Origin of the sequence: Flavonifractor sp. An52, assembly GCF_002159385.1 — a bacterium.
Taxonomy (GTDB): Bacteria; Bacillota; Clostridia; order Oscillospirales; family Oscillospiraceae; genus Flavonifractor; species Flavonifractor avicola.
In genome coordinates this window covers 58,261-70,755 of sequence record NZ_NFIB01000001.1, presented here as the reverse complement: position 1 = coordinate 70,755, position 12,495 = coordinate 58,261, and the positions used below count along the sequence as shown (strand labels likewise).

The window sequence follows — 12,495 nt, the reverse complement described above, 5'->3', positions numbered from 1 at the left end:
GTTGACTCGACAGGGGTAGAATGATATAATAGGATGATTATGACAACAATGACCGGGAGGATGACTATGTGGGTCTCTGACGGATGGAAAGATTATGAGCTGCTGGACTGCGGCGGGGGAGAGCGTTTGGAGCGCTGGGGCAAGTTTACTCTGGTGCGCCCGGATCCCCAGGCTATTTGGCGCCCCGAAGGGCGGCATCCCGGCTGGAACCGGTACGACGCCCGGTACCAGCGGTCCTCCACCGGCGGCGGGCGCTGGGTGAAAAAGGCCCTGCCCGAGCGGTGGACGCTGGGCTATGAGGAGCTTACCTTTAATATTAAGCCCATGAACTTCAAGCACACCGGCCTGTTCCCCGAGCAGGCTGCCAACTGGGACTTTGCCATGGAGCGTATCCGCTCCGCCGGCCGGCCGGTGAATGTGCTCAACCTGTTTGCCTACACCGGCGGGGCCACCGTGGCCTGTGCCGCGGCGGGCGCCAGTGTGTGCCACGTGGACGCTGCCAAGGGTATGGTGAGCTGGGCCCGGGAGAACGCTGCCTCTTCCGGCCTCACCGAAGCCCCCATCCGCTGGATCGTGGATGACTGCGGCAAATTTGTGGAGCGGGAGATCCGCCGGGGACGGAAGTACGATGCCGTCATTATGGACCCGCCCTCCTATGGACGGGGTCCCTCCGGCGAGATCTGGAAGCTGGAGGAGAACCTGTTCCCCTTTGTGGAGCTGGTGACCGGGGTGCTGTCGGACAACCCCCTGTTCTTCCTCATTAACTCTTATACCACCGGCCTTGCCCCCTCGGTACTCACCTACCTGCTGGAGACACTGGTGGCCCGGAAGCACGGCGGCCATACTGAGAGCCAGGAGCTGGGTCTGCCGGTAACCGCTACCGGCCTGGCGCTGCCCTGCGGCGCTACCGGACGATGGATCTGCGACTAAGAAGGAGACGCTATGGGACAAGCCATTCTTGAAACAAAGGACCTGCGCTTCCGCTACGACGAGGAGGAGGGACCCTCCCCGGTGGTGCTGGACGGGGTGGACCTCCAGATTGAGGAGGGCACCTTCGTGGCGGTGCTGGGCCACAACGGCTCGGGGAAATCCACCCTGGCCAAGCATATGAACGCCATTTTGCTGCCCACCGGCGGCAAGGTTTATGTGGACGGTATGGATACCGCCGACGAGGAAAAACTGATGGATATCCGGCGTACCGTGGGCATGGTGTTCCAGAACCCGGACAACCAGATCGTTGCCAACGTGGTGGAGGAGGACGTGGCCTTCGCTCCGGAGAATCTTGGAGTACCCCCGGAGGAGATCCGCCGCCGGGTGGACGACGCCCTGAAGGCGGTGGGGATGTATGAGTACCGGGAGCACGCCCCCCATCTGCTCTCCGGCGGTCAGAAGCAGCGGGTGGCCATCGCCGGCGTCATCGCCATGCAGCCCCGGTGCATCGTGCTGGACGAGCCCACCGCCATGCTGGACCCCATTGGCCGTTCCGAGGTGCTGAAAACCATCAAGGAACTCAACCGCACTTCCGGGGTGACGGTGGTACTCATCACCCACCACATGGACGAGGCCGCCCAGGCCGACCGTCTGGTGGTTATGTCCAAGGGCAAGGTCATTGCCGACGGTGCCCCCCGTGAGGTATTCAAGCAGGTGGAGGCACTGAAGGAAGTGGGCCTCACCGTCCCCGAGACCACCGAGCTTCTGTGGGAGCTGCGAAAGGCAGGGGTGGACGTCTCCCTGGATGCCCTCAGCGACGAGGAGTGCGCCCAGGAATTGTATCAGCTGCTGAACCAGGGCGTTACCTTGTAGGGTGTATCTGAAAAGTCCTGGCACCCGCCCTTTCAGCCCAAATTTCGCCATGCTTCCGAATTTTTATTTGAAATCCGCCCAGGATTCCTGCATAAAAGTTCGTTGCCTGACAAAATTTTTGCTTGAAATTTCGGGCACCCCGACTTATCAGATGCACCCTAAGAGGAATGCACCATTGTGATAAAGGACTGAAGCAAATTGGAACCGATTATTCAGACGGAGCGCCTGAGTCATATCTATTCCGCCGGCACCCCCTTTGAGCACGGGGCCCTGGTGGATGTGGACTTCACCGCCTACCGCGGGGAGTACCTGGGCATCATTGGCCACACCGGCTCGGGCAAATCTACCCTGATCCAGCACCTCAACGGCCTGTTGAAGCCCACCTCGGGCAGAGTGCTCTTTGAGGGCAAGGACATCTGGGAGAGCAAGGAGCGTACCCGCCAGACCCGCTTCCAGGTGGGCCTGGTGTTCCAGTACCCCGAGTATCAGCTCTTTGAGGAAACCGTTTATAAGGATATCGCCTTCGGCCCCGGCAACATGGGGCTGGAGCCAGACGAGATCGACCGCCGGGTGCGGCAGGCCGCCCAGTTCGTGGGCCTGAAGGAGGAGACTCTGGAGAAGTCTCCCTTTGAGCTCTCCGGCGGCCAGAAGCGCCGGGTTGCTATTGCTGGCGTCATTGCCATGGAGCCCTCGGTGCTTATTCTGGACGAGCCCACCGCCGGTCTGGACCCGGTGGGCGTGGAGTCCATTCTGGGCAACATCCACGACTACCATGTGGCCAAGAATGCCACCATCATCATCGTCTCCCATTCTATGGAGGAGATGGCCCGGACGGTGGACCGCATCGTGGTGGTCAACGACGGCAAGATTCCCTTCTCCGGCGCTCCCCGGGAGGTATTCGCCCACGGGGACGAACTGGAGCGTATGGGACTGGGTGTGCCCGCCATGACCCGGGTGTTCCACCGGCTGCGTGCCATGGGGGTGGACATCGACCCCTCGGTGTACACCATCCAGCAGGCCAGAGACGCGATTCTGGCCAAACTGGGAAAGGCGGTGGTGTAAATGGCGCTGAAAGACATTACCCTGGGCCAGTATTTCCCGGGCAAGACCATCATCCACCGGCTGGATCCCCGCACCAAGCTGATTGGCACCATTGCCTATATCGTAGCCCTGTTTCTGGCCGCCAATGTGGTGACCTACGCCATTTTGCTGGTGCTGCTGGCCGCCCTTATCGCCATTTCCAAGGTGGGGCTCAAGAGCATTCTTCGGGGCATGAAGCCCATCTTCATCATCATCCTCATCACCGCCATTCTGAACCTGTTCTTTACTCCCGGTGAGGGGGAACCGCTGGTGTCCTGGTGGGTGTTTACCATCTATGCGGAGGGCATCCGGGCGGCGGTGTTCATGATCCTGCGGATTATGATGCTCATCACCTGCACCTTCCTGCTGACCTACACCACCTCACCCATCATGCTCACCGACGGCCTGGAGAAACTGCTCAGCCCCCTGAAGGTGATCCGGGTCCCCATCCATGAGCTGGCCATGATGATGTCCATTGCCCTGCGGTTCATCCCCACCCTCATTGAGGAGACCGACAAGATCATGTCCGCTCAGAAGGCCAGAGGCGCCGATTTCGACAGCGGCAACCTGATCCGCAAGGCCCGCGCCCTGGTGCCCCTGCTGGTGCCCCTGTTTATTTCCGCTTTCCGCCGGGCCGACGAGCTGGCGGTAGCCATGGAGTGCCGGTGCTACCACGGCGGCAGCGGACGCACCCGCCTGCGCCAGCTGAAGATGAAGGGTGTGGACATTCTCTCCCTGCTGCTGTCGGTGGCTCTGTGCGTGGGTATCGGTGTGCTGGCCCACTACGGTTGGTAAGGGACCACAATTTTTACCAAAATTTAAGGTTTACTGAAGGACTTATGAGAAATATTGCGTTAAGATTGATGTATGTGGGCACGGCCTACCACGGCTGGCAGGTCCAGAAGAACGCCGTTACCGTGGCTGAAACTCTGGAAAAGGCCCTGGCCACGGTGGTAGGCCATCCGGTGAAGTGTACCGGCGCAGGCCGTACCGACGCCGGGGTCCACGCCGAGACCTATGTGGCCAACTTCCGCACCACCTCCCGCATCCCCTGCGACCGGCTGCCCCTGGCGGTGAATACCCGGCTGCCCGATGACATCGTAGTGGTGAAGGCCACCGAGGTGCCGGAGGAATTCAACGCCATCGGCTCCTGTCTGAAAAAGGAGTACACCTACCGCATCTACAACTCCCACATCCGCAACGCCTTCTATGTAGACCGGGCCTGGTTTTATCCCAAGCACCTGGACGAGGGGATTATGCAGCGGGCGGCCTCCCACTTTGTGGGTACCCATGACTTTGCCGCTGTCCGCAGCGTAGGTACCGAGACCCGCACCACCGTGCGGACGGTCCACTACTTCAATATCACCCGCAGCGGTCTGATGATCGAATGCAAGGTGTGTGCCGACGGTTTCCTGTACAACATGGTGCGGGCCATGGTGGGCACCTGCGTCTATGCCGCCGAGGGCAAGTTCTCTCCCGATGACGTGCCCGCTATCCTGGAGGGCAGGAACCGCACCGCCGCAGGCCCCACGGTGCCCGCCGGCGGCCTGTACATGACAAAGCTATGGTACCATGAGGATGTGTTGTAATGCCTCGCCACATAATTTCCAAGAAGGCGCATAGACTGAACGAGGACAAGGACGCCAATCCCTCCCGCAAGAAGGAGAAGCGGCCCAATCCAGTGCTGCGGCTGCTGGCCTTTCTGCTGACCGTGGTCATGGTACTGGGCGCCATCTTCCTCATCGTCAACTATGATAAATTGAATTTTGACTCCATCAAGCGGTGGTTTGCCTACCGGGATCTGGAGCGGGGAGACAGCGGACAGGCTGAATCTTTCCCATTTGACGGGGACAGCAGCAGCACCTTTGCCAGCCTGGACGGCGATCTGCTGGTGTGTTCCACCACCGGTGTGCGGCTCTATTCAGCCAGCGGTCAGGTGTATGTGGACCGCACGGTCACCATGGAGAACCCGGTTGCGGTAGCCGCCGGGTCCACCGCTCTGGCCTACGATGCCGGCGGCCAGACTCTGTTGGCCTGCCGGAACCGGGAGGAGGCCTTTACCCTGGAGCTGGCGGAGGACGAAGAGGTGCTCTCCGCCGATGTAAACGGGAAGGGCTGGATGGTGACGGTGACCCAGGAGAGCGGTTATAAGGGCGTGGTCACGGTGTACGACAGCCAGTTCCAGCCCCAGATGCAGGTGAGCCTGTCCAGCCGCTTTATCATGGATGCCGCCCTGTCGCCGGACAACAGTACGGTGGCGGTGCTCACCATGGGCCTCACCGACGGCACCTTCACCAGTCAGGTGGAGCTCTATCCCACCGCCGGCGCCGCTTCCGATGCCTCTCCCCAGACCACCTGCACGGTGGGCGGCCAGGTGATCCTGGACATGACCTGGGACGACAGCGGAATCTGGGCCCTGGGTGAGGATGAGATCTATCATCTGGACGATTCCGCCGCCCTGACGGGCAGCTATTCCTATTCCGACCGCTATCTGAAGGGCTTTTCCCTGGCAGGAGACGGTACCGCCGTTCTGCTGCTGGGCAAGTACCGGGCAGGCAGCACCGCTGAGCTGGTGGTGGTGGACACCCAGGGCGAGGCCCGGGCCACCATGGCTCTGGACGAGCAGGTGCTGTCCATCTCGGCGGCCGGGCGGTATATCAGTCTGCTGACCGCCGATCAGCTGAACATCTATGACCAGGATCTGTCGGTCTATCATTCCCTGGAAGAGACCCAGAGCGCACGCAAGGTGCTCCAGCGCTCCGACGGCAGTGTGCTGCTCATCGGCAACGACACCGCACGGGTCTATTTGCCCCAGTAATCACGGAGGAACCCTATGGCAATCGTATTTGAACTGATCGTTGTGGCCATCCTGGCGGCCTTTGTGCTGCTGGGTATCAAGCGGGGACTGGTTTTGTCCCTGTGCGGCCTGGTGGGCGTGCTCATCGCCTTTGGCGGCGCCGGCGTGCTGGCCCGTACCCTGTCTCCCATGGTGGCAGACGCCCTGGAGCCCAAGTTTGCTGCCGCCATTGAGGAGCAGCTGGACCAGCAGATCCAGGCCAGCCTGGAGGAGAACGGCCAGACAGGGGAGGAGGCTCCCACACCGGATACCCTGCCTCTTCAGGACGTGCTCAACGCCCTGCGGGACATGGGTTTCTATGAGCCCCTGATCAACAGCGTCAACCAGGCGGTAGAGAACGGTATGACCGAGGTAGCCGCCAGTGCCGCAGCCAAGGTGGCGGCGGCCATCGCCCAGTCAGTGGCCTATCTCATCCTGTTCCTGGTAGGTTTTGTGGTTATTCTCATTCTGTGGAAGCTTGTAAGCCGGGCTTTGGATTTGGTGGCCCGCCTGCCGGTGCTCCACTTCCTCAATAAGACTCTGGGCGGCGTGTTTGGCCTGCTTCAGGGCTGCCTGATCCTGTTTATCGCCGCCTGGGCCATCCAGTTTATGGGTAATCTGATCCCGGCGGAGACGGTGGAGCACACGGTACTGCTGAAATTCTTCATGACTACCAATCCTATGAGCCTGCTTTCCGGCGTGTAACCGGCAGCGATCTGAGAAAAAGAGAGAAATTCAGGTGAATCGACATGACAGTCCCCAATATTCTGTCCCTGTTCCGGCTGTTTCTGGTGCCGGTGTTTGCGGTGGCGTTTTTCCAGCCCATGCCGGACGCCCATACCTGGGCGGCCCTCATCTATCTGGTGGCCTTCCTCACCGATATTGCCGACGGCTGGATCGCACGCCACTTCAATCAGGTCAGCAAGCTGGGCCGCATTCTGGATCCTGCGGCTGACAAGTGGATGACCTTTACGGTTATTATTTGTATTACAGTGGATGGCATTATCCCCCTGTGGGCAGTGATCGTGTTCTTCTGCAAGGAGCTGTGCATGGCCATCGGCGGTTATCTCATGTACCGCCGCCTGGGGGATGTGATCCCCTCCAACTGGCTGGGCAAGCTGTCTACCGGCGTGTTCTTTGTGGTGTGTGTGGCCCTGATGCTGTTCCCCGCCATCCCCAGAGTGGGGCGCACCGCCATGATCGGCGGAGCTCTGGCACTGACGCTGCTGGCGCTGGCAGGGTATATTTATCAATATTGCCGCATGATGCGGGAAAGAAAGCCGGCATGATTCATACCCAGTTCATAATTTCGGATTAGAATCATCTCTCCGGGGAGAGGGTCCGTACGGGGCCGTCCCCGTCAAAGGAGCTGAACATATATGCAACCCACACTTTGTTCCAGATGTCATAAGAATGTAGCCGTCATCTTCATTCAGAAGATGGAGGGCGGCACCACCAAGAGTGAGGGGCTGTGCCTCAAGTGCGCCAAGGAAATGGGCATCAAGCCCGTGGAAGATATGATGCAGAAGATGGGCATCACCGACGAGGACCTGGAGGGACTGACCAACGAGATGATGTCCGCCTTCGGGGGAGCCGAGGGCATGGAAGGCCTGGTGCCCAGCGACGACGGCGACCAGGACGAGGAGGACGAGGGCAAGACCGCCACATTCCCCTTCCTGAATAAGCTGTTCGGCGGCGGGGCCCAGACTCCCCAGAATCAACCCCCTGAGCGGGACAACAGCCGGGACCAGCGCACCGACAAGGATAAGAAGGGCGATAAGCCCCCCAAGCGGAAGTTTTTGGAGAACTACTGTATCTCTCTGACCCAGAAGGCCGCTGAGGGCAAGTTGGACAAGATCATCGGCCGGGACGAGGAGATCCAGCGCACCATTCAGATCCTCAACCGCCGGCAGAAGAACAATCCCTGCCTCATCGGTGAGCCCGGCGTGGGCAAGACTGCCATTGCCGAGGGCCTGGCCCAGAAAATCTGGGCGAGGGACGTACCCTATAAGCTGCTGGACAAGGAGGTCTACCTGCTGGACCTCACCGCCCTGGTGGCAGGTACCCAGTTCCGGGGCCAGTTTGAGAGCCGCATGAAGGGCCTCATTGAGGAGATCAAGAAGCTGGGCAACATCATTCTGGTGATTGACGAGGTCCACAACATTGTGGGCGCCGGCGACGCCGAGGGGTCTATGAACGCCGCCAATATCCTCAAGCCCGCCCTCAGCCGGGGGGAGATCCAGGTCATCGGCGCCACCACCCTCACCGAGTACCGCAAGTACATCGAGAAGGACTCCGCACTGGAGCGGCGGTTCCAGCCGGTGATGGTGGAGGAGCCCTCCATTGAGGACAGCATTAAGATCATCAAGGGCATCGCCCCCTACTATGAAAAGTACCACTTTGTCTCCATCTCTCCCGAGATGTGCCGCCTGGCGGTGACCATGAGCGAGCGGTATATCACCGACCGGTTCCTGCCTGACAAGGCCATCGACCTCATCGACGAGGCCTGCTCCGACGTGAACCTCCACAACAAGGCTCTGGCCCGTGAGGTGGAGGTGAAGAAGGAACTGGAGCAGCTGGGTCAGGAGCGGGAGAACCTGATGGTGGAGGCCAACGACCGGGACTACAAGCGCCAGACCGCCCTCAAGAACAACGAGAGCCGTCAGGGCGAGATCCGCCGGGAGCTGAACAAGCTTACCGCCGAGCACGACTCCCTCATGGGCAACCCCGCCACCACCGAGGCCCTGGGGGCCAACGAACGCCGTCAGGCCAATTTCCGCAAGGAACTGGACAACCTGGCCGCCGAGCGGGAGAAGCTGATGGCAGACCAGGGCAGCAGCAAGGACTACGAGCGGCTGGCCTCGATCAAGAGCCGGGAGATCCAGCTCCAGGACGAGCTGAGCAAGCTGGATGCCCAGAGCGCCCCGCCCCTGACGGTGGAGCACCTGGCCCGGGTCATTGAGCTGTGGACCAAGATCCCTGCCAGCCAGATCCAGGAGGCCGAGTACGAGCGCCTGGCCAAGCTGGAGGACCGGCTGAAAGAGCACCTCATCGGCCAGGACGAGGCGGTCCACGCTGTGGCCGCCGCCGTTCGCCGGGGTCGGGTGGGCATCGCCTCCAAGCGCAAGCCGGTGTCCTTCATCTTTGTGGGCTCTACCGGCGTGGGCAAGACCGAGCTGGTCAAGCGGCTGGCCATGGATATGTTCCACTCTCCCGAGTCCCTCATCCGGTTGGATATGTCGGAGTTTATGGAGAAATTCGCTGTTTCCCGCATCATCGGCTCCCCTCCGGGCTATGTGGGCTATGACGAAGCCGGCCAGCTCACCGAGAAGGTGCGCCGCAAGCCCTATTGCGTCATTCTCTTTGACGAGATCGAGAAAGCCCACCCCGATGTGCTTAATATTCTGCTGCAGATCCTGGACGACGGACACATTACCGACGCCCAGGGCCGCAACGTGAACTTCGAGAACACCGTTATTGTCATGACCTCCAATGCGGGCAGCGACGCCCGCACCTCCGCCGGCAGCGTGGGCTTCGGCCGCACCGCCGACGAGCAGGGGAGGGAGCGGGCCATGAAGGCTCTGGAGTCCTTCCTGCGGCCTGAGTTCATCAACCGTGTGGACGAGATTGTCTACTTCAACAAGCTCACCGAGGACAACTTCAAGGCCATTGCCGCCATCATGCTGGGCGAGCTGCGTGATACCTTGAAGGAAAAGGGCATCGCCTTCACCTGGGACGACGCTCTGCTGGACCACCTGGTCCGCAAGTCCTACTCCCAGACCTACGGCGCCCGCAACCTGCGCCGCCAGATCCAGAAGGACCTGGAGGACGACATCGCCACCAAGCTCATCGACAGCTATCTCCATCCCATCTCCGCCATCCACGCCACGTCGGACGGGGAGAAGGCGGTTATCACAGCGGAATAAGCGTAAAAAACCAGGGTGTGCCCTACGGCACACCCTGGTTTTCTGTTTGTGGGGTTATTACACTTTTCCCAGATCCACCGTCTTATGGTAGGCGGCCTCCACCGCCTCAATGGCGGCAGAGCGGAAGGCCCGGGCCTCCAGGGCGGCCACACCGGCGATGGTAGAGCCGCCGGGGGAGCACACCTCATCCTTCAGCTGGCCGGGGTGCTTGCCGCTCTCCAGCACCATAGCGGCGGAGCCCAGCACCATCTGGGCGGCGTATACCATGGCCTGCTGCCGGGGCAGACCAACCTTCACCGCGCCGTCGGCCAGAGCCTCAATGAAGGGATAGACGAAGGCGGGGCCGCAGCCCGCCACGGCGGAAAAGGCGTCGATCTGGCCCTCGGTCAGCCGTTCCACCCGGCCCGCCTTGGCCAGAATGGCCTCCACGGCCTGATAGTGTTCCTCCTTAGCATTCAGCTCGCCGGTGAGGGCCAGCATCCCCATACCGATGGAGGCGGGGGTGTTGGGCATGATCCGCAGGATGGTGGGGGAGCAGTCTCCCAGCCAGTCCCGCAGGGTGGTGATCTGAATACCGGCGGCAATGGTCACCAGTACGGTGTCCGGCCTCTCCCGCAGGGCGGGGATCAGGGCTTTCACAACCCCCTCCATCACCTGGGGCTTGACGCACAGAAAGACATACTCGGCCTGCCGAAGGGCGTCCCCGTTGTCCTGAACCGCGGTGCAGCCCAGCTTTCCGGCCAGTTCCTCTGCCTTGGCGTAGGCGTGGTCGGTAATGACCACCTGGTCCGGGCCAATGGCCTGGCAGGCCGCCTGAATGAGGGCGCCGCCCATGTTGCCTGCGCCGATAAATGCCGCTTTTTTCATAAAAGATCCCAGCTTTCTTTGATAATTTGCGATAAGCGCCAGCTTGTCCTGCCGGCGCAGCTGCTTGATGGCGTATTCCCGCCGGAGAGCCACCCCCTTGTCAGGACAGGCCTCCCGGTAGACCACCTCCACCGGCAGGCGGGAGCGGGTGTATTTGGCCCCTCTGCCGGAGTTGTGGACCGCCACCCGCTTGTTTACGTCGGCGGCGGTGCCGGTGTACAGGCTGCCGTCGGCACACCGGAGGATGTAGACCCAGTATTCCATGGCCATCACCAGTTGGGCCGGAGGACGGGGGAGAGCTCCAGGTCCGAAAAGACGGAGCGTACCGCAGACTCGTAGTCCAGCGGGTCCCGGGCCTTCTTGATGGCCTTGGACAGCTTGTCCCCTTCCAGAAACAGGCGGATCAGGTAGAACCAGACCTCCTTCATCCGCAGCATGGCGTTGCGGCGGCTGCCGAAGGCTTCCGCATAGCTCTCATACACCTGGTCCACAAACCCGGCCAGTTCCATCTTGCTGGCGGCGGAACCGCCCTTGAGGCGGCGGGCCAGGGCAGGGTCTCCGGCCAGCCCCCGGCCCAGCATGAGCCGCTCTGCCGCCGGGAAGGCGGCCTGGAGCCTGGCGGCATCGTCGGGGGTGTAGATGTCCCCGTTGTAGCATACCGGGAAGGGGGAGTTCTCCAGCGCCGCCCCGAAGCAATCCCATCTGGGGGTATTTTTATACATATCCGTCCGTACCCGAGGGTGGACGATCAGCTCCGCCAGAGGATATTTTCGGTAGATGGCCAGCAGAGCGGCAAATTCCTCCGGATCCTTCAGGCCGATCCGGGTCTTGATGGAGAGGGCACAGGGGGCCTTTGAAAAAATCTCCTCCAGAAAGGCATCCAGTTCCGCCGGATGGGCCAGAAAGCCGGAGCCCTTGCCCTTGGCCACCACCGTGCCTGAGGGACAGCCCAAGTTCAGGTTGACCTCCCGGTAGCCCATGGCGGCCAGTTCTCCCGCCGCCCAGAGAAAGTCCTCTGCGTTTCGGGTGAGCAGCTGAGGCACAGTGGGAAGGCCGCCGTTGTGCTCCGGCAGGATCTCCCGCAATTCCCGTTTGGTGAAGCGGTGGTCCTGAGTGGGAGTCAGAAAGGGAGTGAAGTACCGGTCCACCCCGCCGAACCAGCGGGCCAGGGCCTGCCGGTAGTAAACTGTGGTCAGCCCCTCCATGGGGGCGAGGGATACCATCAAACAACTCGCTCCTTTTGTCATGCTAAAGAAAATTGTAGCAGGACGGGCCGCCGCCGTCAAGCGGAGGGAAACGCAAAAAAGGGGTTGACAGGGGAGGGGAAGTATGGTATTTTTATGACATGGTTAGCTATAGCTAACCAAAAATAAAACGATTTGGTTAGCGTATACTAACCTCGAAAGGAGCACCAATGATGTCCCTGCAAGCCGCCCTTGTTGAGCATAGCTCTCCCACCCTGGCGGGGCTGAAGCCCGCCAGCCTGTTTCGGTACCAGCCGGAGGAGGGGGGAGACTTTGCCGGGGAATTTCTTGCCTGCCGCCGGGAGCTGGAGGAGCGGGGACTGGTGCTCACCCTGCTGAAGGGCTGCCGGAGGACAGGGGCCTATCTGGTCTATCTCTACCGGAAGGAGGCCCTGACGGGGCTGCTGGATCAACCGGATCACCGGGACTTTCTCCGGGAGATGGGGTATGAACCCTGGACGGAGAGCCGGGGCTGCCTGCGTCAGCTGGCCGCCCGTTTGTGCCTGGAGGGGGAGTTCCCCCATGAAATCGGGGTGTTCCTGGGCTATCCGCTCTCCGACGTGAAGGGCTTCATCCGCCACAAGGGGAAGAACTTTACCCTCTGCGGCTGCTGGAAGTGCTACGGCGATCCTAGGGAGGCCCAACGGCAGTTCCGCCGGTTCAAGGAGTGTACCAATGTCTACCGCCGCCGGTTTGCGGCGGGGGCCACCCTGAGACAGCTGACCGTGGCGGCATAAGT

General features: G+C 61.2%; 12 protein-coding genes. 10 read left to right on the top strand and 2 right to left on the bottom strand.

Annotated elements, in window-relative coordinates; all coding sequences use genetic code 11:
- Positions 1-66 precede the first annotated feature (66 nt).
- The 9 genes from B5G06_RS00365 (at position 67) to B5G06_RS00325 (ending at position 9,645) form a co-directional block, all read left to right on the top strand.
- Positions 67-930, top strand: coding sequence for a class I SAM-dependent methyltransferase (locus B5G06_RS00365; protein WP_087187132.1), 864 nt, complete (start codon positions 67-69; stop codon positions 928-930).
- Between the two features lie 12 nt (positions 931-942).
- On the top strand, positions 943-1,803 hold the full coding sequence (locus B5G06_RS00360) for an energy-coupling factor transporter ATPase (protein WP_087187131.1): 861 nt from the start codon (positions 943-945) through the stop codon (positions 1,801-1,803).
- Positions 1,804-2,001: 198 nt separating this feature from the next.
- Positions 2,002-2,865 carry an energy-coupling factor transporter ATPase gene (locus B5G06_RS00355; RefSeq protein ID WP_087187130.1) on the top strand — a complete coding sequence of 288 codons (864 nt, stop codon included), beginning with the start codon at positions 2,002-2,004 and terminating at the stop codon, positions 2,863-2,865.
- A complete protein-coding gene (locus B5G06_RS00350; RefSeq protein ID WP_087187129.1) occupies positions 2,866-3,678 on the top strand; it encodes an energy-coupling factor transporter transmembrane component T family protein in 813 nt (270 codons plus the stop codon).
- 44 nt (positions 3,679-3,722) lie between these two features.
- Complete coding sequence (gene truA, locus B5G06_RS00345) at positions 3,723-4,472, top strand: tRNA pseudouridine(38-40) synthase TruA (protein WP_087187128.1); 750 nt, start codon at positions 3,723-3,725, stop codon at positions 4,470-4,472.
- Positions 4,472-5,701 carry a DUF5711 family protein gene (locus B5G06_RS00340; protein WP_087187127.1) on the top strand — a complete coding sequence of 410 codons (1,230 nt, stop codon included), beginning with the start codon at positions 4,472-4,474 and terminating at the stop codon, positions 5,699-5,701. The genes truA and B5G06_RS00340 overlap by 1 nt, the downstream gene beginning before the upstream one ends.
- A 15-nt stretch (positions 5,702-5,716) precedes the next feature.
- Positions 5,717-6,424: a CvpA family protein gene (locus B5G06_RS00335; protein WP_087187126.1), complete on the top strand. Its 708-nt coding sequence runs from the start codon at positions 5,717-5,719 to the stop codon at positions 6,422-6,424.
- 44 nt (positions 6,425-6,468) lie between these two features.
- On the top strand, positions 6,469-7,008 hold the full coding sequence (locus tag B5G06_RS00330) for a CDP-alcohol phosphatidyltransferase family protein (RefSeq protein ID WP_087187125.1): 540 nt from the start codon (positions 6,469-6,471) through the stop codon (positions 7,006-7,008).
- Positions 7,009-7,098: 90 nt separating this feature from the next.
- Entirely contained in the window at positions 7,099-9,645 is a 2,547-nt protein-coding gene (locus B5G06_RS00325; RefSeq protein WP_087187124.1) for an ATP-dependent Clp protease ATP-binding subunit, read from the top strand.
- A 57-nt stretch (positions 9,646-9,702) separates the two neighbouring features.
- Here B5G06_RS00325 and proC read toward each other — a convergent pair whose 3' ends face one another.
- Positions 9,703-10,776: a pyrroline-5-carboxylate reductase gene (proC, locus tag B5G06_RS00320; RefSeq protein WP_087187206.1), complete on the bottom strand. Its 1,074-nt coding sequence runs from the start codon at positions 10,774-10,776 to the stop codon at positions 9,703-9,705.
- A 5-nt stretch (positions 10,777-10,781) separates the two neighbouring features.
- Positions 10,782-11,735 carry a tRNA dihydrouridine synthase gene (locus tag B5G06_RS00315; protein ID WP_242955292.1) on the bottom strand — a complete coding sequence of 318 codons (954 nt, stop codon included), beginning with the start codon at positions 11,733-11,735 and terminating at the stop codon, positions 10,782-10,784.
- A gap of 194 nt (positions 11,736-11,929) precedes the next feature.
- Between B5G06_RS00315 and B5G06_RS00310 the strand changes: the two genes are divergently transcribed.
- Positions 11,930-12,493 carry a DUF3793 family protein gene (locus B5G06_RS00310; protein ID WP_087187123.1) on the top strand — a complete coding sequence of 188 codons (564 nt, stop codon included), beginning with the start codon at positions 11,930-11,932 and terminating at the stop codon, positions 12,491-12,493.
- Positions 12,494-12,495 lie beyond the last annotated feature (2 nt).